We start from the raw sequence: 24369 nt of genomic DNA on the forward strand, positions 1-24369 counted from the left end.
ACTTTTAGAGTACTTGAACCTCCCTGCCCTTTAATTCTTTTTTCTGCTTTTTCATTCTAACTTCTAGGACACCATTATTGTATGTTGCTTTTGTTTCATCGGGATTAACTTCGGATGGAAGCTCTACCTTTTTGTAGAATTTATCACCAGCTTTAATCTCTAACTCCTTTTCAGTAGCATGGACCTTGATTTCCTCTTTCTTTACACCAGGCGTTTCTGCCGTAACTATTATTTCATCGTTTGTTTCATTAATATCAACTAAAGGTTCTCTTTCGATGATGGGTTTTTCACCAATCTTCTTTGGCACAGTCCCAAATTCTCTAATCGTAGGCTTTCCATCAGGACCAATTGTTATAGAATAACCATATATTATTGGACCAAAACGCTGCTCACCAAAAGGTCTAGTTCTCATGCGCTCTAAATCTTTGAAAAACTCTCTCTGCATCTCCTCAAAAACTCTATCAAAATACTCCATTAAATCCCAAGGATCAGTAATATCAAACTCTCTCTTCTTCCTTCTGAATGACATAAATAACCACCCATATAAAAACATTTGAAAGCACTTAATAAAGTTTACTTAAAACAAGACTTTGAAAATTGACATTCTCCGCGGCTGAAGCCGGGAGATTCTCGGTTCCTCAGGCTCAAGCCTTCATCGTACCGAGTTCGGGCTGTGTCAAGGCAGCCCCTGCCATGAGCATGTAGCCCATAGCCCGCTTAAGGATGTTCGTTGCTCCATTATAGTCTGCGTTGCATTGGATTCCGCAGTTTTGGCATTTGAAGAGGCCTCCGACTCGAAGCCCCCTATGCCCGCATTTATGGCACAGCTTTGAAGTGTTTCTCTCGCTTATCTTAACAACTTTGATTCCGCGCCATCTCGCCTTATACTCTATGAATTGGCTTAGCCTATGGTATGGGAATCCGTTGTTGAGCTTTCTTTTGAAAGTCCTACCTCTGCCGTTTCGTCTTATGCCCTTGAGTTTTCCAAGAATTATCATGGAGTCGTTCGCCAAAGCTTCGTTGACTATGGCTCTGCTAATCTTATGCAGGATGTCGCTAACAACTCTTCTCTCTTTACGCCCAATCTTCTTTATGGTTCTGTAGGCCCTCTTTAAAGCTAAAGACCTTCTAAGGTAGAAGTAGTGCCCCTTAACCCTTCTAAGCTCCCTCCCATAGAACTTCGGTCTCGGATTGGTTGAGTTGACTGTTGTGGCTATCCAGCGTATCCCCATATCTATAGCTAAAGTCGACTTAGGATTTCTCTCCTCGACTTCTTTTTCAACAGTTATGTGGACGAACCACTCATTACCTTTCTTTACGATTTTTGCCTCTCTGCAAATCATGTCATCAGTTATTGGTTCATGGGTCTTTATAGGGACGTTTATTCCGCCTCTAACCCCATAAATTGGAATCTTGAGCCAATAAGGCGTCAGCTTGGTGTCCGCTCTGTACATGTCCCTTCTAAGGATTAGCGGGTATTCCTTGTTAGGCTTAACATTTCCAAGCCTCTTTAGAAGTCTGTCAGCCTGTTGCTTTGTAGCGGAATAAAGTGGAACAGACTTGTCTCCATGCAAATAGCGTTGCCAATTCTCGTATTCCCTTCTAAGAAGCTCTTCCTTGCCTTTGCGAAGTTCAAGAACCTTTGCCTTAATGGTTTTCTTAGCCTTCATGAGCGACTCGCCCATAGAAAAATTAACTGACAAGTATTTAAACGCATTCATCCCATGATTAAAATCATGGGCTTTCTGCTACGTCTCTGTAAAATTACGTAAGAGAGCGTCCCTTTACGAAGGGTTTAACGCAGAAGAGAGAGATTAAGTATAGATATGGAATCCATACTTAGTCCAGAACCATTAATAGGTTTTAAGACATCTCATTTAAAATCTCGTCCATTCATTCCAGGACTAAAGTTCTAAGTTTTTTGGACGTCCAATAGTATAAATAAATTTTTATTAAAGAAAAGAAACATAAAAATGTGGTACTTATGAAGATTGTTCTTGTAGCAGTCCCAGGCGGTGGAAAAACAACAATAATGAACATTGTTAAGAGTTTAGTTCCCGATGTAAAAATAGTTAATTATGGTGATGTGATGCTTGAAATTGCTAAAGAGAGACGTGGGATAATGGATCGCGATATGATGCGAAAAATTTTAAGCGTGAATGAGTATAGAGAACTTCAATTAGATGCAGCTAAAAAAATTGGCGAAATCAAAGGGGATGTAATAATCGATACGCATGTTACCATAAAAATGAAAGGCGGGTATTACCCGGGTTTACCATTTGATGTAGTAAGATTGATGAGACCTGACATGATAGTGCTTTTAGAATTCGATCCTCATGATGTTATTGAAAGACGTATGAAAGATATTACGTCATCATCGCAAAAAAGAGCAGGCCGTGATATAGAAACGCCTGAAGACATAGAATTACAACAAGAAATGAATAAATACTTTGCAGTTGCAGCAGCTAATGCTGCAGAATGCATAGTAAAAATAATAAACTTACGATTTAGACAATCTCGTCCATTTGAACAAGCCGAAAAAGCTGCCCGAATAATTGCCGAAATAATATCTACCGAAAAATCATCTAGATACTAATTTTTTAAAATATAGCAATATCAATAAAATAATAGACACTAAAACTATGTAAGGTAACAAAACAACATACATATAAATTATTAATGCCACACTTGCATAAAATCCAGCCAAAAGCAATCTACCTTTCTCTAAATTATCCCTAGCCATATTAATGAATATCTCAGTAATCCATCTAATAGATTGCATCCACCATGGTAAAGATTCAGCATTGTGAGCAACGTTTTCTATGAATGTTCTTAAGCTTAACACATCATTACGCTGTAGGGGAGTAAATCCCCATTTTATAAACAAAGGTGTCACATCAGTATTCCATGCATCATTTAAAGCTTCAATAATATCTTGAGTCGATGAAACTCTTCTTCCTGACAACACTCTAAAGAATTTAGAATAACCATCTAAACCACCATACAGTTCACTCAACTTTTCAAAAATAGCATAGGAAGCAGCATAATACACAAGAATATCGCTCACCTGTTCGCTTGGTTTCCAATTCTCTATAAATCCATAACCACTTAAATTCCTGGCTAAATTATTAAGCAACCTAATTCTATTAATACTAGCAGGTAAATCCTTTATTAGCGATGTGCTAATGAACTCAGCAAGCCCTTCATGAACCCAGAGCAGTTCATACGGGTTAATATTCAATTTAAAAAGAAATCTATGTACCAATTCATGAAGTATTATGAGTGAAATCTCACCATCAACACCACGATAATAAATTAAATTCACATGAATATCACCAACATTACCCCCAGAGTAAGGAACATAACCACCAACACTAAAATCACTCTGCGATTCAGGAACATAAAATGTAATCACAGTTTCCTCGAGAGAAAAACCAAAAAGCTTTGTCATATTATTATAACGAGTATAAACTTGATCCAATAAATCACGCGCTAAGGAATAATAACGCTCAGGTGTTCTAATTACTAAATCACCCTTTGAAATATTGACAAAACTTTCATAATTATTCACGGTCAAGAATAAACTAACACGATTAAAACTACTACCCTCAAATATAGCTCTTAAACCATTCTCATCGATTATTATTTTAGCCGGAGATGGAGAAACACTTCTTATCTCCCTAAAACTTACGTTTCTTATATCCAAAACATAAGTTCTCCTCAACCACAATGAATGCCCAAGTAAAGGTGAAAAATAGGCAGCGTTAGGCTCAACGATCAATAGCGTATAAGGATGCTTATAAGTTATAGAAAGGGAAACGGGACCATGATAATTAATCGTCAAATTAACATAAAATGGATTCTCCTCATTGTTTAAATATAAAACGTGCCTTTCAACATTTAATGGTAAATTATTAGACGATATGATATTCCCATTCCAATTCTTGGGCACTATTAACCACAATGAATTAGGGGCACTCTTATAAATTGTTATGTTTATATATACCATAGAAGTAGTTAAATTCGCACCATCAATATAATTATAATATTCTATAGACCCATAATATTGCTGAGCCCAAACAACATCACTAACGTTCATTAACATTACTATATAAGTATTAATGACCAAAATAAACATGAAAATAATCGATAAACATTGCTTCTTCATACATCTAAATTTTTTATTAACTCATATATTAAGCTATTCAAATCTATACTCTGCCAACGAATCATTTAAACTGCATTATTCCGCTCATTTATTGACATCTTATTCAAAATAACTTAAATAATACTATAACCTAACATTCAAGTATTTATGTTTTACGATTGAACGCATCAACACTTCAAGGCAAGGTGTTTAAAGTAAGTAGTCCTGTGAATTGTCGTAATGATAATATAAATATATTAAAACCGCATGACAATCAGATTATAATAAATTTAAAATATGCTCAAAATAAATAGAAGCAAAAAAGGATAAATACTTTAAATCTTGTGAAAAAATTGGTGAGAATTTTGGTTGTAAGAGTGGGTGTTGTAGGTTATGGAACTATAGGAAAGCGCGTTGCTGATGCTGTTCTTCGTCAAAATGATATGAAACTCGTAGGTATCGTTGTGAGAAGAGCAGATTGGAGGACAATGTTGGCTATTGAGCGTGGGATTAATATTTACACATCTAATGATGTAGATTCAAAGAGTTTTTCAGAAAAAAAGATTACGCCAGCAGGTAACATGGAAGACTTGCTTAATTCCGTTGATGTAATTGTAGATGCGACGCCAGATGGTGTTGGTGAGAGGAATAAACCTCTCTATGAGAAACATAATGTAAAGGCGGTGTTTGAAGGAGGAGAAGATCATGAACTTACTGGGGTTAGTTTTGTTGCTACGCGTAATTATGCTGAAAGTGTTGGAAAACAATTTACTAGGGTTGTGAGTTGTAATACGACTGCAATTAGCAGAGTAGTCGGAGGAATACATGAAAAAATTGGTTTAAAAAAGGCTAGGGTGGCAATATATAGGCGTGCAGCTGATCCATGGGAATCTCATTTAAAAGGTGTGATGAATACTGTGGTTCCTGAATTAAAAATACCATCACACCATGGCCCTGATGTACAGACTGTAGTACATGATTTAGACATTGTTACTATAGCTGCAAAGGGTAGTCATAATCTATTTCATTTGCATGTGGGATTTCTTGAAGCGCAAAATCAGATTACAAGGAATGAAGTAATTAGAGTATTAGAAGAAGAACCTAGAGTTGTTTTAGTTAGAGGGGCGGATGGCATTGTAGCATTAAATTCTATCTTCGAGCTTGGTAGAGATCTAGGACGACCTAGAGGTGATCTTTATGAAATACCCGTATGGGAAGAGAGCGTGAAAGTAAATGGGAACGAGATCTATCTGATATGGGCCACGCCCAATGAGAGTAATGTTATACCAGATAATATAGATGCTATTAGAGCCTTAACTATGATTGAAAAGGATGGTAAAAAATCTGTGGAAAAGACAGATAAGGCATTAAATATTCTGAAAAAGTTGTATTGAGAGTTGATTAAAATGGCTGGAGCATTAGGTGGTAGGGTACCTGAAGAGATAGAAAGCGCAATGTTAAAAATAGATATTGGTTTTAAGACAATGGACGATATTGATTTTGAAGATAAAGTAGTGTTGCTTCGTACCGACATGAATTTACCGCTAAATCCTAAGACTAGCATGCCGATTGATCTTACTCGCATGAAGGTACTTGCAGAAACAACATTAAAAGAACTATTAGTTAGAGGAGCAAGAGTTGCTATACTCACACACCAAGGTAGGCCTGGTGATCCTGAATTCACAACAACAGATTTACATGCAAAATTATTAGCAAAAATGTTAAAAACACGAGTACACTATGTACCAGACCTCTATGGTCCACTGGCAATAGAGGCAATGAAAAAATTAAGAAAAGGCGAATATAGAATAGTAATGCTTGAGAACGTAAGGACCGACCCCGATGAAATGATCAAAAGACCCCCCGAAGAGCAAGCTAAAACTAAACAAGTTCAAACATTATCAATGTTAGCGGACATATATGTTAATGATGCTTTTGCAGCATGCCACAGAAGTAACGTATCATTAACAGGATATCCAGTAGTGATGCCAGCTGTAGGAGGTAGAGTACTCGAATGGGAAATGAGAGCACTTACTTGGGTACTTCGCTATAGTGAAGCACCTAGAATTTTTATTTTAGGTGGTGCAAAATTAGAGGATGCAACAGCCATAACTGACCATGTCCTCTCTACTAAGAAAGCCGATTTTGTTGCTATGGCAGGTCTAATCGCCAACCTTTTCTTAGCAGCAAAAGGAGTTGATCTAGGAGAAATAAATATGAAATTCTTAGAACGTAAAGGAGGATTACTTCTCATGGAAGATGTGAAAAAAGTACTCGAAAAATACAAAGACTCCATAATACTACCTACAGATGTAGCTGTAGAAACTGGTAATGGAATACGAGCCGATATTCCTATAGGATTACTTCCAATCAACTCCCCTATAAAAGATATTGGCATGTTAACCGCTGAAACTCTTGAACAAATAATTTTCAAAAGCAGAACTGTAGTAATTAGCGGTCCAGCCGGAGTCTATGAGGAACCCGCGTTTATTTATGCTACAAAAAGAATATTCAAAGCAGCAGTCGAATCAAATGCTTTCTCCGTAGTGGGAGGAGGGCACACAGTCGCTGCATTGAACATGATGGGATTAGCAAGCAAATTTAGTCATGTCAGCACTGGTGGTGGAGCATTGATAGAAATGTTAATGGAAAGACCACTACCCGGTGTAGAAGCTTTAAAATTAGGCGCAAAAAATATTTAATTTTTATTAATTTTAAGAATATTATAAAAACTATTAATAATTATCTATTTAATTGTTTAGACCACTGTAATAATGTTTTCACTCGTCTTACTGGATGCGGGTGTGTGCTGAGAAATTCTGCAAGCCTTTCAGAAAATGTTAACTCTCTCCTAGCTAAGTCATAAACTATTACCTCATCTCCACTAATCGTCATTGGTTTCGCAGCTTCAGGATCCGAAATAAGCAGTGCTCTAAACTTTGATGAGGAACTTATCGCATCTGGATTTCTCTCTCTTATTTCTGACGTAGAGTTACTTATTTTAACTAAAGCTACTGCTAACTTCATTGCACCACCATCGACAACTGTTGCACCGTTATAATCTGCGTACGTCTCACGTTGTCTACTAAAAGCAAGTAACAGTAAGTTTAGTATAAAGTACACTATAAATCCTATGATGCCAATCAACACTAAAATAAAACCAGAATTTCCATTATTCCTTCTGCCACCACTAATTGATGAAAACCATCCTGAATAATACAAGGCTTGTGAAATCGCATACACTATAGCTGGAAGAACACTAAGCAAAGTTATAACTTGCACATCATGATGCCTTAAATGTCCAACCTCATGACCTATCACAGCTTCAAGTTCATCAGGTTTTAGCACTTTTAAAATACCCTTTGTCACTGCTATTCTTGGACCCGTAAGCCAACTACCATAAGCGAATGCATTAGGCACTGGTATATCAGCTATCATAAGTTTTGGAATCTTCCTTAACTTACTTCTCTGTGCAACTCTCTCGACTACATCATAAAGCCACTTATATGACTCATCAGCAGGTTTAACCTTATAACTCCATTCTATTACATAAGGACCAATGAGCCATTCAATAAAAACCCACAGTGCTACTAGTATTGCTAAGGCTAACGGTGTCAATCCACCTATTAACGCTAGAATTGGCATCAGAAAGAGTGCTGTAACACCTACGATAACTAAGAACGTGATAGTCATAATGATCCACAGTCTCCATGGCATCATTTATACTCACCTAGCATATAGTAAAACAAAACTTTCTTATAAATCTAGTTCACACACAGTCTATCTTTTTCTCTACTTTTTAAGAGAATTATTCAGAATCACTCACAAATCACCATTACCTGCCGTGGTCAACAGTTTTGGAATAGATAGGTTTAAATATTTGTTCAACTCTATTAACTCTTTGATGGAAGAAGAACTGCTTAGACCAAAGGATGTTGCAAAGATATTCAACATCTCAGTTAAAACGCTCTGGAAGTGGCAGAGGAAAGGCATTATTAGAGCAGTTAAACTTCCAACTGGCAAGCTCCGCTACCCGAGGAGCGAAGTTGAGAGGCTATGGAAGCAGTTAAAAGCTACAGGATCCCAATAGAGGCTCCAAAAGATTTAATCGAAGAATACTTCAAAGCTAAGCGGAAGGCTTTAGACGCAATATTCTCACACGTTAAAATTTCCAAGAAGGCTCACCTTAACTTGAAAGCTGAGGATAGGAGAGAGCTTAGAGATGAACTGCTGAAAGACTGGAGGTTTTCAAAGCATTACGTTGATTCAGCAATGAACTCCGTTATCGGATTGGTTAAGGGCTGGATAACACTATATAACAAGGGGAAAGCTGAAGGTAAGCCTGAGATAACTAAAAAAACCGTTTACATTAAGAGCACGCTCTTCAGCTTTAGAAATGGTATACTGAGGATAAGCGTAGAGCCTAGTAAGCGGTATCTTGAGGTTGACTTAAGAAAGTGTTCGTGGATTCCGAGAGACTTTGATAAAGTCGGTGGACTACTTATGACTGAAAGTGAGCTGATAATTACAGTTAAGAAGAGGGTTGAGCCCAAAGCTGATAAGTGGGCTTCCTTCGATGTGAACTTAACGAACGTGACGGCGTTCATAGGTGGCGAGATCAAGCGCTATGACTTAAGAGAGCTCTACCACATTCACAGAGTTTATGAGGTTAAAAGACAGAGGATACAAAAGTTATCTAAGATTAAGCCTCTAACCTCAAAGAGACTATTAGAGAAGTACTCTAAGCGTGAGGAGAATAGGGCTAAAGACTTCATGCATAAGTTAACCACGCAGGTTGCGAGGGAGCTCAAGGAGAAGGACTGCGGAGCGATACTTGAAAACCTGAAAGGTATAAAGGGGCGAATTCTTAATGGCTCAAGGAAAAATAACAGAAAGCTCTCAAAGTGGAACGCAAGAACATTCCAACTCATGCTCGAATACAAGCTGAAATGGCTTAACCTACCAACAAAATACGTTAGCCCAGCCAACTCATCTAAAACTTGCCCAGCCTGCTCAGGAAGCATGGCTTCCTATCTGGGCAGGATAATGAAGTGCGAAGAATGCGGGTTAACGATGGATAGGGATGTTGTAGCGGTGTTGAACCTTCAGATGCGGGGAGAAGGGTTCACCCAGAGAGCCCTCAATGAAATAATTGAGGGGGAAGGGTTAAGTAGGAATAAAAGCAACAATTCACTATGCATTCCTACTCAACTCAGAACCCATTACATAAAGCTAACCGTTTGAAAACTGCTGAAGAACCCTTAAAGAGTGAATGTTGTCCGTTGTCAGATAATATGGAATCAGTATCGTTACATTAAAAAGTTAAACCATAATAAATCAAAAACACACCATCGGTTTTTAATAAAATACTTTGTGTTATTTGGATATTATTTGACCGGTATCTTTGTGTATTTTATATCCGGATAAACGTTTTTGAAGGGCATCAGCAAATTCTTGCGATTTTAATACGTTGACAAATTTCTTTACTGAATCTTTTTCTAAGCGATCTATTGGTATTAGAAAATCATAAAATTCTTCTCCAATAGGTATAAAATCTAAATCATAAGCGTCAGCAACACTCTTGATTGCAACACCTACATCAGCTCGGCCTTGAGCAATAGCAGCCGCAACACCAGAATGTGTTTTTGCCTCAGTATAATACCCGCGTATCATGCTTATTAGTTCTTGAAAACTAATATTTTTTGTAAATGCTAATTCTCTTAATTTCATATCTATTAATGCGCGTGTGCCAGAACCTTTATTCCTATTTATAAATCTTATATTGGGTTTTAATAAATCTTCGAAACTTTTTATATTTAACGGATTACCTTTCTCAACGATAAATCCTTGCAGTCGTACATATCCTCTAATTAACACAGCTTTACCCCTTAATCCATATGTATCCATGAATGGTATATTGTACTCATTCGTCTGTTCATCAAATAAATGTGTGCCTGCAATATCAGCCTCTCCTCTTTTTACTGCAAGCCAGCCACCTACAGACCCAATGTTTATAACTTTTATGTATTCAAAGTCGCCCAGCTCAGTAATTAAATCTACACCTGGACAGTGGCTCCCTATGATTATGAGATCGGCTGGCCTAAAATATCGTGAGATTAATTTTACTTCCACACTCTCATTTTCCTCTAGAAATTCATGAGACTCGGGTATCTCTATAAACCCGTCTGCAAATGCTAAAACAGTAGCTGAACCTGAACTAGCAAGCAATGGGTATGCTTTATAACGATCCTGAACTTGGACTATATTTACTGGCAGATACTCTCTCTTACCTTTACCGGTTTGAACTTTAAAAGCCATTTCTGCTTGGATTTTTGCTTCGCTCTGTTTTGGTGAAAGTCCAATAATCTTAGCAAGTATAGGTCGAACAAAGACTAGAAATGCTACCATTGAAGATAGAGGAAATCCAGGCAATCCAAATAATAATTTATTATTAACAACAGCAGCTATTGTTGGTTTTCCAGGCTTAATCTTGAGACCGTGAACTATTAAACCTGGTTTACCTAAATTATTGAAAACCCTATATATAGTGTCTCTAATACCAGCTGATGTACCACCCGAAGTAATTACTACATCATAGTTCTCGTATGCTCTTGAAATAACATCCTCAATTAGCTTAGGATCATCCGGTAATACACCTAGATAACTTGGTTGTGCGCCCATTTCAGCAACCATGCTGCTTAACGAGAAACCATTAACATCGTATACTTTGGCTGGCCCCAATTTGGAACCCGGCATCACAATTTCGTCGCCAGTAGAGATAATAGCGATACGTGGTTTCACATACACCCTGACCATGTGTATGCCTAAGCCTGCTAATACTGCTATTTCTCTTGCGTTAAGTAGTGTACCTTTTCTCAACGCTCTTTCTCCAATCCTAATATCGGAGCCAGTTTGTGCAACGTTCTCACCTGGATGAACAGATTTATAAATAAGAACTCTTTTTTCATTAATTTTTTTGGTATGTTCAACCATAACTACAGCATCAGCACCTCTAGGTAAAGGAGCGCCAGTATCTATCTCTACAGCCTCATTAAGATTTACCTCAACACCTGGTATTTTTCCAACAATTGAAGTACCTACAATTTTTAACTCAACAGGCTTATCTTCATCGGCTTCAAAAGTACTACGAGAATCTACAGCATAACCATCGACCTCTGAACGATCAAAAGGAGGTAAATCAATTGTTGCATAAACATTTTCTGCTAATACACGTCCTAGTGCGCGTTCTAATGGTATTATTTCTACTCCAAGGGGTTTAAGCCCGCCAAGAGCATTTTCAACAGCTTGGATCGCTTCTTCAACAGTTAAAAGCTTATGAAATATTATTGCCATCTTTCATTCCTCCTCATAAATAGGTTGGGTTAAGATTATTTCAACTTCATCACCCTCATCATATCCCTCGATGTTCTCAGGTATTACCAGTAAACCATTAGCCTTTGTTAATGTTGAAAGAATGCCCGAACCTGTTAAACGTAATGGTTCTGCAATGTATCCTTCTTTACTTTTCCTAACTTTTACTCTCATGAAAGATCTAAACCCAACTGGTGCAGCAATCCTTCTGAATAATCTAGCCCTAATCTTTGGCATAGGTTCTTCGGGCTGATTGAGAAGCATCTTAAGTACTGGTCTCACAAAAACCATGTAGGCGATTATCGCTGCCACAGGAAAGCCTGATAACATAAAGATCGGTTTATTACCACATAGAGCTATCCCAGTGGGCTTTGCTGGACGCATTGCAATACCGTGAACTATAATACCAGGCTTGCATATCGAACTTATCACATCAGGAACTAAATCAGTTTTACCGAGGCTCGTGCCACCAGTAAGTATCACAGAGTCAGATATTTTTAATGCATTTTTTATTGCTTCAGATATCTTTTCGAAATCATCCGGCACGATCCCCAGATCTATTGGTTCATAACCATCCTCATTTAATAAGACTTTCAACATAGGTTTAGAACTCTCTACAATCTCTCCGTGTTTAATCTCTGAACCTACCTTACGTACTTCATTACCAGTTGAAATCAGAGATACTTTTAATTTTCTAAAGACCTTTACTGTAGTTACATTAAAGGAAGCTATAGCTCCAATATGCCACGCTCTTAGTTTTGTGCCTTTTTTAACAACTACATCATCTTTCGCAAAATCTTCACCGATACGTGAAACGTTTTCCCATGGTGCCACAGGCTTATATACATTAATATAATCACCACCCCTATGAGTAAATTCAGCCATAACCACAGCATTTGCTCCATTAGGTAAAAATCCACCTGTATATATCTCGTAAGCCTCACCGCTCATAATTGGTTTAAATTGTGAAGGTTGGTCACCTGCCCTAATAGTACCTTTAACATTCAGTACTATTGGGTTTGTGGGAGATGCACTGTACGTGTCCTCAGCTATAACTGCATAACCATCAACAGCGCTTCTATTAAAGCTTGGTATATTAAAAGGTGCAATAAAATCTGTAGCCATTATCATTCCATTTGCGTTCTCTATTGGTACCTCTATGGACTCTAAATCTATTGGACGTATGAAATTCTTGATCTTCTCTAAGGCCTCATTGACTGTGAGTAATTTATGGAAACCAATCATATGTATACGTTCACTCATGAGCATCCCTCATTAACTTGTGGTCTCATAAACCCATTTAGATCCGTCTTCATAAACCTCTTTTTTCCAAATGGCAACCTCATTTTTAATTTTATCAACAAGCCATCTAGTAGCTTTAAATGCTTCATCCCTATGCTCTCCAGCAGTTATAACTAATAGTGCAACCTCACCGATAGGCACATCACCAACTCTATGGAGTATTATTGCATCTATTAATCCAAAATTTTTAATCGCCTCCTCCCTTAACCTTTTTAATTGCGAATCAGCGAGTTCAGGATAATAGTCATAACTTAGCCTGATAACTCTTTTATTATCATTAACACTACGTATCATTCCGATAAAACATACAACACCTCCTATGTTTTTAGAACCCTCAGCGATCTCCCTCAAGTATTTATTTACATCAATCATGCTTGTAGTCAGCCCAGCCATACCCATTATAACCACCCGAGAACTGTGGGAATATTGCAACAATATCATTACTTTTTATAACCTTTTTCATATCATTTGTGATTTCATGATTGACAGCAACAAAAAGTGTTCCATCCTTCATCTCTTTAAGAACATCACCCTTTTCATCGATCATCATTATAACTTGTTCTAGTGGAACATCAGAAGTGTTAAGTTCAATAGTTTTTGCTCCTATGCGCTCTCTTATCCAACCATAGAGTCTTACAACTACCATAGCTAATAGTGGTAAAGTATTTCTCTATTAAAAACTTATGCTATGTAGGTGAAAGAGTCTTGAGTTCTATTGAAGAGCATAGAAAGCATGCAAAAGAAAAGGTAACGTTCACAATATTAGTGGTTAGTGATATGGTGAGTTCTGGAAAAAGCGAAGATATAAGTGGTAAAATCGCATCAGAAAAAATTAAAAAGAATGGTCATAACGTAGCTGAACTAAAGATAATTCCTAACAATATGAGTGAAATCAGAAAAACAGTAAAAGGTATCAGTAATGATAATGATGTCATACTAGTCATCGGTGGGACTGGACTTAGTAATAAGGACTTATCTGTTGATGCGTTACAACCATTATTTTCAAAACGATTAGAAGGATTTGGAGAGATCTTTAGATATGAAACTTATAAAATAAGAGGAACAGTTGCATGGCTTTCACGAGCTGATGCCGGTATTATAAATAATTCAATAGTATTCATAATACCTGGTTCACCCGATGCCGTGAATACTGCTCTTGAAATAATATTACCAGAAATAGGTCACGCAGTAGCACAAATGAGAAAGAAGTGACTTTTATGGTGACCCCTCCCGGACGTTTAGAAGCTGTAAGCCAAGCGTTACAACTCATTAAAAATGGCTGGGTTATTGCTGTTGGATCCGGCTCAACAGTAGCGTTATTTCTTGAAGAACTTTCTAAAAAAGTTAAAAATGAACAACTAAAAATTACAGTAATACCAGGATCATCACAAACATACTTTCAAGCATTAAATCTTAACTTACCAATTTCTACACTGGATGAATATCCAGAACCTGATGCATGTTTTGATAGTGCTGATGAAGCAATGGAAAACGGTATTCTTCTTAAAGGAGGTGGAGCAGCATTAACAAGAGAAAAAATCCTAGCATATTTCTCAAAACGCTTTATAGTTATTGTTGAAGAAAGCAAGATTGTTGAAAAGATAGGAAAATTTCATCCAGTCCCTGTTGAAGTGTTACCGTATGCAATAACACCAGTTTCATTAGAACTAAAAAAGATGAACGCAAAAACAGCACTAAGGTATGGTTCAGGCAAAAATGGCCCTATAATAACAGATAATGGAAATTACATAATTGATGCCTATTTTAATTTAATAGCAGAGCCACAATATTTGGAACTCAAAATCAACAGCATACCAGGTGTTGTGGAAAATGGAATTTTCACGTTCGCAAAAACTGAATTGATCATAGGTAAACCTAAAAAACAATCTTAGGTTTTTCGCTCATAATGCTAACCTTATAAAATATTAGAAAGTAAAAATTAAGACAGTGTGATTAATATGGAGATGATTAAGGACGTTAAAAAACTAATTGAGCTCATTAAAAAACATGATGAATGGAGAGAAGAAAAAACAATCAATCTCATACCTTCAGAGAACATTGTAAGTCCTGAAGTACGAGCCTTCCTCTCCTCTAAAATAGTTGGTCGGTATACGTCACGTGATTCATTCTATAGAGGAACTAAATATATTGATGAAATAGAAGAACTAGGTGTTGAAATAGCTAAACGCGTATTCAAAGCAAAATATGCTGATCTTCGCATGATTTCTGGTCATATTGCTGATTTCACATTCATAATGGCATATGTAAAACGTGGAGAAACAATAATGTGCATCGATCCTAAAGATGGTGGATATCCAGGCATTTCTAAAAATGCGCTTCCAAAACTATTAGGAATACGCGTTGAATATTTACAATTCAACAAAGATAATTACACCATAGATATTGAAAAAAGTATTGAGCGCATACGTGAAGTAAAGCCAAAAGCTATAATACTTGGTTCCAGTTTAATACTTTCCCATCAACCTGTAAGAGAAATCAGCTCAATGGCAAACAAAATTGGAGCTGTAGTTGGATATGATGGTTCGCATGTTTTAGGTCTAATAGCTGGGCATACATTTCAAGATCCTTTAAGAGAAGGTGCTACAGCTCTGTTTGGATCTACCCATAAAACATTTTTCGGTCCTCAAGGCGGAATAATGCTTGCAAACGAACCGGAACCATTAAATAGTATAGTTCATCCTTCAATAGTAGACAATGCTCACTGGAATAGAATAGCAGCACTAACAATGGCTCTTCTAGAAATCGAAAAATTTGGAGACACTTATGCAAAACAAGTAATAAAAAATGCAAAAGCATTAGCTAAGAGTTTAGCTGAAAGAAAAATGCCAGTAAAAGGTCCTAAAGATGTTTATACAGAATCCCATCAAGTATTATTTGCACCAAGACCATACCAACACAATAAAAAGCTGGCATTAAAGCTAGAAAAAGCAAACATAATTGTTGATAGTGGAATTCGACTAGGAGTCAATGAAGTAACAAGACGTGGAATGAAAGAAGGTGAAATGGATAGAATAGCTGAATTCATAGAAAGAGTATTTAATGGAGAGAATCCTAAAAAAATAGCAATCGAGGTCTCAAAATTAAGGACAGAATTCTCAGGCATAGAATATAGATTTAAAGATATTATAGATTTAAACTACTTTATCTCGTAAATACTTATAAGAATAGATTCAAAATTTTCAGAGAACAAAAAATACCTGAGCCCTGCAAAAATCGTCCTTTTTTCAATTTGTCAATACTGTTCAACGAAAATATCCTAGAATTATGGAAATTTAGATAATAAAAATCCATCGCGCATCTCATAGGTTTAAAGAATAGTTATAAATATATGTAAAGACGATATAAAAATGGTGAACGATTTGGGAATTGCTCCATTTTTTGAAGATCTAATAGTTAAAGCAGTTGAACGAGTCTATCCGAGTGTTGTAAATATTAGTACTGTAAAGTATGTTGAACAATTATTTGAAATAGTTCCGGTTCAGGGAATAGGTTCTGGTTTCATAATATCAACAGATGGACTTATAGTAACTAATTTTCATGTGATCGAAGGTTCCAGAATCGCCAATGTTACAACACCTGATGGTCGAACAATGAAAGGTAGAGTAGTAGGATACGATCCCGCTACAGACATTGCTTTAATTAAAGTGGACGCTAAAAATTTACCAACAGCACCAATAGGTGACTCTGATAAATTAAAGATTGGACAAATTGCTATAGCAATAGGTAATCCACTTGGTCTGGCTGGGGGACCTTCAGTAACGGTTGGAGTCGTTAGTGCATTAAATAGGCATGTAAAAGCACAGAGACTTTACATGGGTCTGATACAAACAGATGCAGCAATTAATCCTGGAAATAGTGGTGGGCCTCTTGTAAACAGTAATGGAGAGGTCATAGGGGTTAATACTGCCATTATACCATTTGCACAAGGCATTGGATTTGCAATACCCATTAACTTAGTTAAAAAAGTAGTTGATGATATATTAATGTACGGTCGTGCATTAAGACCATGGCTTGGAATCCTTGGAACTTCACTTACACCTCAAATTGCAGAATACTATGGATTGCCAGTAGAAAAAGGAGCCTTAGTAGTTAATATAATTCCAAGAAGCCCAGCATATAAAGCCGGACTTGAAGAAGGTGATATAATAATATCAGTAAACAATAAACCAATAAATAGTATAGAGGATTTACAAGATACCTTAAGAACAATGCATGTTGGTGAAATTGTGGATATAAAATTCTATAGAGGTAATAAAATCTTAACTACAAAAGTCGAACTGGAAGTCACTGAATAATAAATTTATCGTTCACCTCTCACATAAGGCTTACCTAATGCTGCCGGTGCACCAATTTTTCTAGCATACTCAGTTGAAAATATGACCAGCGCTATTAGAGTAATTCCATAAGGAAGTGCTGAAAACATCTCTGTAGGCAGGTTAAACATTATTTGAAATCTGTATTGTAAAACTTCCAGAATTCCGAATATGTATGATCCTATTAATGCGTATAAAGGATTCCAGAATGAAAATATTACAAGTCCCAAAGCAATCCATCCTCTTCCAGCGGTCATATTTTCTATCCATGCTGCACTTAGAACTAATGAAAAGTATGATCCAGCTATACCTGAAAGAAAACCACCAAACATTACAGAGATATATCTTACTAGATCAACGTTTATACCTGATACATCAGCGGCTTCAGGATTCTCTCCAACTGAACGTATTTTAAGACCTATCATTGTCTTAAACAATATGAACCAAAGTACTGGAGCTAATATTACTGAAACTAAGACTAGCGGATCTTGTCCAAAAAGAGCTGGACCTAAGATTGGTATTGAGGAAAGAATTGGAATTTCTATATGCGGCAATCTTGGTGCGGCCAAGCCGATTAATCCTTGACCCAACAAACCACTCATCCCAATGCCCATTAATGATAGAGCTAATCCACTTACTATTTGATTGACTTTAAGAGTGATGGAAAGAAATGCGTGAATAGAACTTAATAATGCGCCTGCTAATCCTGCCACTAAAACCGCTAACCACACATTACCTGTTATATTTGAGGTGACAAAAGCTGCATATGCACCAATTAGCATCATACCTTCAATGCCCAAATTCATAACTCCTGACCTTTCAGAGTAAATTTCACCTAATGATGCTAATAATAAAGGTGTTGCTGCCTCCGTTACTGATATAAAAAAGAATTGTATTGTTTCTATATTCATTATCCTTCTACCTCACTACTAACTTATACTTGCTAAGCAGATCAGCTATTAATACTAACATCAGTACTAAAGCTTCAAATGTATAGATTGATGAAATTGGTAAGCTAAAACGTGTTTGCAGAGCATCAGCACCAACAAGCATTCCCCCAAAAAGTATTGAAGAAATTATTGTTACTAATGGGTTAAGACGAGCTAGCCACACAACAATAATAGCCATATATCCATACCCCGGTGAAATATTGCTTATTAACCTATGTTGAAAACCTGCTACCTCACCCATACCTCCTAACCCTGCCAAACCTCCACTAATTATCATAACAATTAATATTACTTTTATCGAACTAATTCCAGAATAACGCGCAGCTTCAGGATTATCCCCAAAAACTTTTATCTCATAACCTACCCTCGTATATTTCATCATATAAGCTAGAATAACCCCTATGAATAATCCTATAACAGGCATTATATGTATGTTAGTATACGGTATTAAAGGAAGCATCGCCGAACTTGGTATCACAGGAGTTATTGGAAAACCATACCCTTTAGGATCTTTCCATGGCCCATAAACTAAATATCTAACTATAAGAATTGCAATATAATTCATCATTAATGTTGAAATTACTTCATTAGCGTTTATAAGAGCTCTCATGACACCTGGAATGAATGCCCAAAACGCTCCAGCGATAAAACTCATTATCATCATTAAAGTGATAAGAATCGGTGGAGGCAAGAATGCAAATGTAAACGCAGTCCATGTAGACAATACAGCACCAACATATATTTGACCCTCTGAACCAATGGTAAAAATACCTGCCTTATATGCTATTGCAAGACCTAATGCAGATAACATTATTGCTGATGATCGAATAATAGTGTTAGAAATACCGTATGGATTAAGAAAAACATTATAAAACATAAAACCATACGCCAAAAAAGGACTAAAACCGGCAACCATTAATATAAGCCCATAAATAATTAATGCAAATACAAAAGCCATCGAATAGATCATAATAATAAATTTTAACGTTACATCTTCACGTGGTATAAATTTAAGCACAAATACTCACCAGTTTTTCAAAAATTAAATCAATTCGATATAAGTGTAGCTATTTTAGTAACATCATTCGGAGAGACAAATTCCTTGATCTCACCCTTGCTTATGACTGCAACATGATCGCTTAACTCTAATAACTCATTAAGATCCTCTGAGATTAATACAATTCCAGAACCATTATTCTTAAGCCATTTTAACATCAATCTAACCTTTAAAGATGTAGACACGTCTAAACCTCTTGTTGGGTATGCTGCAACAAGAATCTTAGGTCTACGCAATATCTCACGAGCAACAATAACTTTCTGTATATTACCACCAGACATCAACTTTACCCGCATACTGGCATCTCTAGCTGCAATATTAAATTGCATTATAGCCTGTTGAACAAGCTGTAAAACTTTATTATCATTAATGCTAAAAGCCTTATTATATAAATTAGTAAGAACCATGTTCTCTATAATACTTAAACTAGGTGCCACAGCAAGAAAAGGATCCTCAGGTATAAAACCTACAAGACTCCGAAGCTCTTTCAACTTATAACTATTTATCGGTCTCCCTAAAATCTCTACATTTCCATGTTTTAGTTTTCGTAGACCTGCAATCGCCTCTGCAAGTTCACGTTGACCATTCCCAGCAACACCTGCAATTCCTAGTATTTCACCACTAAACAAATGGAAAGTTACATTTTTAACAGAATCAATACCATTATCATTTTCAACAGTCAACTCATCTACACGCATTAACGGCACTCTATTAGACTGCATGTTCACAGCGCTTACTTCCTTATTATTAATAGCAATAGAGTTATCAATACCAAACATCATAGAAGTAAGCATTTGTTCATTAGCCTCCCCCCTAGAAACAGTTCCAGCAATCTTTCCCTTCCGAATAACTGTTATTCTATGACTAACCGCTAGTGCTTCATCTAACTTATGAGTAATAAAAATTATTGAGGAACCAGTTTTCACAAAACTGCGCATAAAGTTAAATAAACCCTGCGTTTCTATAGGTGTTAATACTGAAGTAGGCTCATCGAATATTAATATACTTGCCCCTTTAAGTAACGTTTTAATAATTTCTACCTTTTGCCTCTCACCCATGGAAAGCTGCCATACTTTACGATTCAAATCTACTATTAAGCCATATTCATTAAATAATTGCATAATTTTTTTGTGTAGCGCATTAGACTTAATAAACAAACTCGAACCATTAACTGCTAAAGCAATATTTTCAAGAACAGTATGATTAGGAATTAGAGTGAAATGCTGATGAACCATTCCTATTCCTAAACGTATTGCGTCTTTAGGAGATTTTATTATTACCCTCTTCCCATGCACATAAATTTCTCCTTCATCGGGATGTTGCACACCATAAATTATATTCATCAAAGTTGTTTTCCCTGCGCCATTCTCACCAAGAAGCGCATGTATTTCGCCTTTAAACAGAGAAAAATTAACATGATCACTCGCTATAATACCGCCTGGGAATCTTTTAGTAACATTCTTTACTTCAAGCACAGACTCAATAGTAACCATAAAAACCACATTAACCAGTCACAACAGTTGGTAATTCTCCAATTATACCAGGAAGGAAATAATTCATACTCCATAATTCATCATGAGTTGCCCGTCTGCCGTTCTCTATCCTCAACTTCCCATCCCTATCATAAATGGGTCCCGTGAACGGCTCAAATACATCATCCAGTATCTCTGCTCTCCTTTTTAAAACGTATTCTTTCACACTATCAGGTATTTTAGGATTTATGTTTTCAAGATCAGCAGCTCCTTGACCCAATCTATCAATGTATCCACCTCCCATTTTCCACCAAATATCCGTACTACGCCAGATCCCTGCATACACACGAGCAAGAATCTCTTCATAAATAACTTCCCAGTGAGCTACTTGAGCAGCTAATTGCGCATCGCCACCCCACTGAGACATATCACTGTAATGACCAAAACTGTAAACATTATTCTCTTTGGCAACCTGAAGAACAGTTGGTGAATCTTCAGTAAACGCCAAAACATCAGCCCCATTATCAATCAACGTTTTAGCCGCAGCTCTAGCTTTGGTCGGATCATACCATGCATTGATCCATATAACTGTTGTTGTCACATTAGGGTTGACTTCCCTAGCACCCAGATGAAAAGCATTTATATGTCTAACGACCTCTGGTGTTGGGTACGCAGCTACATATCCTAGCTTATTAGATTTAGTCATCTTCCCTGCTATTAATCCACATAAATAATAAACCTGATAAAGTTCAGCAAAATATGTTCCAACATTCTTAGAACGTTTATAACCTGAACAATGCTCAAAAATCACATTAGGATAACGCTCACCAGCAGCTATTGTAGCATCCATATAACCAAAACTTGTAGTGAATATAACCTTATTACCAGCAGCCACTAAATCATCAATAACTGGACTAACCCTATCCTCAGCAACACTCTCAACATACGATGTATCAAGAAATGGCATCTCTTGAGCAACCTTTCTTCTACCAACATCATGAGCATATGTCCATCCATAATCCCCAATAGGCCCCACATAAATCCACGCAGCCTTTATTCTCTGAGGTTGAGAAACAGTTTGCGTAACAGTTTTAGTAACTTGAGTAGACGGAAGAAACACACGATCCAAAGCTCCTACAGCAGCACCACCCACAACAAGCCCGGCACCTACAAGCGCAGCATTTTTAATAAACTCCCTCCTCGAAACACCTCTCTCAGATGACATAATACTCACACATTACCATACTACTTACTTGATATAAGTTTTACGTTTAATGTTTAAGTTAATTTTACACAATTATGTTAAAAATTTCCGTATCTCTACTATTTCTGGAAGCTATCGATGAGCGTTTCATACCTAATAAAATAAGATCCACATCTACATTAAATAATGAAAAGAATTTACATAAGGCTCGATAAGAAAGCTTAGAACTTTGTTTCTAGAATGAATTGTTGACAAGTTTGTTTTGTGGATTTTAAGCGAGTTGCTCTCAAGCAGGCTATAGCAGGGGCTTGACAAAGCCCAGAACTCAGTACAATAAAACCTCGGATAGAGCTGAGAGTCTCCCAACTTCAGTCGTGGAGAGTGTCAATGTAGAAAATGAGTTTGGAAAAAGTCTCAATAGCAAAAGACATTAATGAAATCAATAGTTTGTTTTTCTCTTAAGATACTGAGAAAGTATGGAGTCTGCTATTGTGTATTTTCCTCTACTTTCTTTTTGCACATAACCGTACTGCAGTAATCTTTCAAGGTAAAGTTGAAGTATTTTTGATTGAGGTATAGGTTTTCCCTCTTGTTTTGAGAGCACTTGAGCAATCTCAGATGGTGTTGTTACATCATACTTTGCCATTATTTCTAAGATTTTTAAAATACGAGGAGTTTTAATTACTGTTCTTAGTTTAGTTAAATCTTTTTCGATTTCTGCTATTAGTAATGGATCTTCATACATTTTACTAACAACATCTGAAGCTATTCTTTCATCAATTACTTTAGTCTTCTGCTCATTTGCGTTGAATATACATTTCTGTCCAATGTAGCTGAGCCAAGCTGGTATTCCATCAACGTTTTGAACTAACATGTCTAATGTATCTTCTGTTACCGTAAATCCCTCTGAAATAAATCCTTCATAAAGATAGTTTTTCGCAATTTTCTGGGAGAAAGGTTTCACATGTATCGGCATAAAGGTCATGTAAAATGGTGCCTCTTTTAAGTTTAATATATCTGTAATCATTCCAACAGCAGAACCGCTTATTATGTAAGTTGTTTTCTCTTGATGCTGATATATACTTCGCATTGTGTGAAAAATACCCCTCCGCCACACTTTCAAATCCCTAACAAATTGGAATTCATCAATAAATACAACAAATCTTTTATCCTGCTCTTGAGCTAAAACTTCAGGTAGCCTTAATATACTTTCAAGCAGTCTATCTTCTACTTCCATTCTATTACGATTTTCATGGAGTGTTTTTTCAAATTCAAGATGCAATTCTAAAGACCCTATAAGAGATTGAACCTTAAAACTTGAACTCTTTAACCGTCCTAGTATTTCAGAAAGCGCCAAAACTATCTTTGAAGATGTCTCACGCACTAAGTGCTTTAATTTAATAGATATTCCCACTTGATTGAAATAATCTTCAAGTATTGAAAAATTATAGAGTCTTAAAAATGAAACAGGATCCAAATAACCCCTCTCCATCTTAACCTCCAAATCTATAAAGCTTGTGAGAAAACCTCTCTTACTTAAAATTTGTTCCAAAACATTAAGTATCGACGTCTTTCCCATCCTCCTGAAACCTATCAGAGCATACGATTGACCTCTCTCTATATAATTGATCATAGATTCTAGAAGCTCCTCTCTATCATAAAAATCCTCCAAATTTTTTATTGGTCTACCAAAGACAAATCTAACCATATTACCACTACTAGTAATTTACCACTACTGGTAATTAAGCTTATCCTTCATTTTATCATACATTTTCAGCATCTTTTTCAACATCGATTGATCTAACGAACAATTGCATCTCCTATATTTTGCATTCATTCTAATATTTAACATTACATTGTTCATTCTGGTTTTAGCAAAATTAGCATTCTTTAAAATTTAAGTATATCTAAATAATGCAATGTTAGATGAATAGATTATGCCTTTCACACCTTTTCATCTAAGCCCCGCGTTAGCCGTTGGCTTACCTTTGAGGAAATATATCCATGCACTAACCTTTATAGTAGCCGATATTGTGGTTGATATCGAGCCTTTCTTAGTTCTATTATGCAACATCAACTACTCCCTCTACGGTTATGCTCACACATTCATCGGAGCATTACTTATTGTTTTAACTCTTTCTTACACCATGTATATTTTCAAGAACTCTCTTAATAATATTTTCAGGACGTCAAAGCTCGTTATTCAAGAGCAGAAGTTCACCTCTTATGCTGTAGCAGGAGTCTCTGGTACCTTTCTTCATGTATTACTTAATTCTCCTCTATACAGTGATATCAAACCACTTTATCCACTAAATATTAACCCATTATTTAATCCAGAAATAACATTAGACATATACACCGCATGCACTTTACTTCTTTTAGCAGGTTTAGTTATATACTTGATCATATTGTTTAGAAGATAAATAAGATTAGCTTACCATCCTCTCACACATCTTTCTGCTCATGCATAATACCCAATACATGATGAACTAATAGACTAAATAAGCACACAAAACTCTTTTAATTAATGAG

At 36.4% G+C, this 24369-nt stretch carries 24 protein-coding genes; 10 read left to right on the forward strand and 14 right to left on the reverse strand.

Annotation, left to right across the window (positions count from 1 at the left end; translation table 11 throughout):
- Nucleotides 1–4: 4 nt before the first annotated feature.
- Nucleotides 5–529: an archaeal heat shock protein Hsp20 gene (gene hsp20, locus QW128_07910; protein ID MEM3833490.1), complete on the reverse strand. Its 525-nt coding sequence runs from the start codon at nt 527–529 to the stop codon at nt 5–7.
- A 115-nt stretch (nt 530–644) separates the two neighbouring features.
- Entirely contained in the window at nt 645–1685 is a 1041-nt protein-coding gene (locus tag QW128_07915; protein MEM3833491.1) for a transposase, read from the reverse strand.
- Between the two features lie 299 nt (nt 1686–1984).
- On the opposite strand from QW128_07915, the gene QW128_07920 reads away from it, so the two are divergent.
- Nucleotides 1985–2596, forward strand: a complete 612-nt coding sequence (locus tag QW128_07920) for an adenylate kinase (GenBank protein ID MEM3833492.1) — start codon at nt 1985–1987, stop codon at nt 2594–2596.
- Here QW128_07920 and QW128_07925 read toward each other — a convergent pair.
- Nucleotides 2582–4168 (reverse strand): hypothetical protein, encoded by a 1587-nt coding sequence (locus QW128_07925; protein MEM3833493.1) that lies wholly within the window; start codon nt 4166–4168, stop codon nt 2582–2584. The two genes, QW128_07920 and QW128_07925, sit on opposite strands and share 15 nt — an antisense overlap.
- Nucleotides 4169–4503: 335 nt before the next feature.
- Between QW128_07925 and QW128_07930 the strand changes: the two genes are divergently transcribed.
- Nucleotides 4504–5541, forward strand: a complete 1038-nt coding sequence (locus QW128_07930; GenBank protein ID MEM3833494.1) for a type II glyceraldehyde-3-phosphate dehydrogenase — start codon at nt 4504–4506, stop codon at nt 5539–5541.
- Nucleotides 5542–5553: 12 nt separating this feature from the next.
- On the forward strand, nt 5554–6849 hold the full coding sequence (pgk, locus tag QW128_07935) for a phosphoglycerate kinase (protein ID MEM3833495.1): 1296 nt from the start codon (nt 5554–5556) through the stop codon (nt 6847–6849).
- A 40-nt stretch (nt 6850–6889) separates the two neighbouring features.
- On the opposite strand, the gene QW128_07940 is transcribed toward pgk, so the two are convergent.
- Nucleotides 6890–7867, reverse strand: a complete 978-nt coding sequence (locus tag QW128_07940) for a zinc metalloprotease HtpX (protein MEM3833496.1) — start codon at nt 7865–7867, stop codon at nt 6890–6892.
- A gap of 184 nt (nt 7868–8051) precedes the next feature.
- Here QW128_07940 and QW128_07945 point away from each other — a divergent pair, with 184 nt between their 5' ends.
- On the forward strand, nt 8052–8237 hold the full coding sequence (locus tag QW128_07945) for a helix-turn-helix domain-containing protein (GenBank protein MEM3833497.1): 186 nt from the start codon (nt 8052–8054) through the stop codon (nt 8235–8237).
- Nucleotides 8204–9391, forward strand: a complete 1188-nt coding sequence (locus tag QW128_07950; protein ID MEM3833498.1) for a transposase — start codon at nt 8204–8206, stop codon at nt 9389–9391. The genes QW128_07945 and QW128_07950 overlap by 34 nt, the downstream gene beginning before the upstream one ends.
- Nucleotides 9392–9523: 132 nt before the next feature.
- On the opposite strand, the gene QW128_07955 is transcribed toward QW128_07950, so the two are convergent.
- Genes QW128_07955 through QW128_07970 form a run of 4 tightly spaced genes read right to left on the reverse strand, consistent with a single transcriptional unit; the run spans nt 9524 to nt 13466 of the window.
- Nucleotides 9524–11500 (reverse strand): molybdopterin biosynthesis protein, encoded by a 1977-nt coding sequence (locus QW128_07955; protein ID MEM3833499.1) that lies wholly within the window; start codon nt 11498–11500, stop codon nt 9524–9526.
- Nucleotides 11501–11503: 3 nt separating this feature from the next.
- Nucleotides 11504–12781, reverse strand: coding sequence for a molybdopterin molybdotransferase MoeA (locus QW128_07960; protein ID MEM3833500.1), 1278 nt, complete (start codon nt 12779–12781; stop codon nt 11504–11506).
- A 12-nt stretch (nt 12782–12793) separates the two neighbouring features.
- Nucleotides 12794–13219, reverse strand: coding sequence for a molybdenum cofactor biosynthesis protein MoaE (locus QW128_07965; GenBank protein ID MEM3833501.1), 426 nt, complete (start codon nt 13217–13219; stop codon nt 12794–12796).
- The gene (locus QW128_07970; GenBank protein MEM3833502.1) at nt 13185–13466 is read right to left on the reverse strand and encodes a MoaD/ThiS family protein; all 282 of its coding nucleotides are present in this window, start codon (nt 13464–13466) and stop codon (nt 13185–13187) included. The genes QW128_07965 and QW128_07970 overlap by 35 nt, the downstream gene beginning before the upstream one ends.
- Before the next feature lie 59 nt (nt 13467–13525).
- Between QW128_07970 and QW128_07975 the strand changes: the two genes are divergently transcribed.
- The 4 genes from QW128_07975 to QW128_07990 all read left to right on the forward strand — a co-directional run bounded on the left by QW128_07975 (nt 13526) and on the right by QW128_07990 (nt 17136).
- A complete protein-coding gene (locus QW128_07975; GenBank protein ID MEM3833503.1) occupies nt 13526–14032 on the forward strand; it encodes a MogA/MoaB family molybdenum cofactor biosynthesis protein in 507 nt (168 codons plus the stop codon).
- Nucleotides 14033–14037: 5 nt separating this feature from the next.
- A complete protein-coding gene (gene rpiA / locus QW128_07980; GenBank protein ID MEM3833504.1) occupies nt 14038–14712 on the forward strand; it encodes a ribose-5-phosphate isomerase RpiA in 675 nt (224 codons plus the stop codon).
- A 66-nt stretch (nt 14713–14778) separates the two neighbouring features.
- A complete protein-coding gene (locus QW128_07985; GenBank protein MEM3833505.1) occupies nt 14779–15993 on the forward strand; it encodes a hypothetical protein in 1215 nt (404 codons plus the stop codon).
- A 195-nt stretch (nt 15994–16188) separates the two neighbouring features.
- On the forward strand, nt 16189–17136 hold the full coding sequence (locus QW128_07990; protein ID MEM3833506.1) for a trypsin-like peptidase domain-containing protein: 948 nt from the start codon (nt 16189–16191) through the stop codon (nt 17134–17136).
- 5 nt (nt 17137–17141) lie between these two features.
- On the opposite strand, the gene QW128_07995 is transcribed toward QW128_07990, so the two are convergent.
- The 6 genes from QW128_07995 to QW128_08020 all read right to left on the reverse strand — a co-directional run bounded on the left by QW128_07995 (nt 17142) and on the right by QW128_08020 (nt 23701).
- Nucleotides 17142–18065, reverse strand: a complete 924-nt coding sequence (locus QW128_07995) for an ABC transporter permease (GenBank protein MEM3833507.1) — start codon at nt 18063–18065, stop codon at nt 17142–17144.
- 7 nt (nt 18066–18072) lie between these two features.
- The gene (locus tag QW128_08000; protein MEM3833508.1) at nt 18073–19122 is read right to left on the reverse strand and encodes an ABC transporter permease; all 1050 of its coding nucleotides are present in this window, start codon (nt 19120–19122) and stop codon (nt 18073–18075) included.
- A gap of 29 nt (nt 19123–19151) precedes the next feature.
- Nucleotides 19152–20654, reverse strand: a complete 1503-nt coding sequence (locus tag QW128_08005; protein MEM3833509.1) for an ABC transporter ATP-binding protein — start codon at nt 20652–20654, stop codon at nt 19152–19154.
- A 10-nt stretch (nt 20655–20664) separates the two neighbouring features.
- Nucleotides 20665–21858 carry a BMP family ABC transporter substrate-binding protein gene (locus tag QW128_08010; protein MEM3833510.1) on the reverse strand — a complete coding sequence of 398 codons (1194 nt, stop codon included), beginning with the start codon at nt 21856–21858 and terminating at the stop codon, nt 20665–20667.
- 418 nt (nt 21859–22276) lie between these two features.
- A complete protein-coding gene (locus tag QW128_08015) occupies nt 22277–23545 on the reverse strand; it encodes an ATP-binding protein (protein MEM3833511.1) in 1269 nt (422 codons plus the stop codon).
- 24 nt (nt 23546–23569) lie between these two features.
- Nucleotides 23570–23701, reverse strand: coding sequence for a hypothetical protein (locus QW128_08020; GenBank protein ID MEM3833512.1), 132 nt, complete (start codon nt 23699–23701; stop codon nt 23570–23572).
- 73 nt (nt 23702–23774) lie between these two features.
- On the opposite strand from QW128_08020, the gene QW128_08025 reads away from it, so the two are divergent.
- On the forward strand, nt 23775–24260 hold the full coding sequence (locus tag QW128_08025) for a hydrolase (GenBank protein MEM3833513.1): 486 nt from the start codon (nt 23775–23777) through the stop codon (nt 24258–24260).
- The last annotated feature ends 109 nt before the right edge of the window (nt 24261–24369 follow it).

The organism is Thermoprotei archaeon, from assembly GCA_038881895.1.
Lineage (GTDB): Archaea > Thermoproteota > Thermoprotei > Gearchaeales > WAQG01 > JAVZOV01.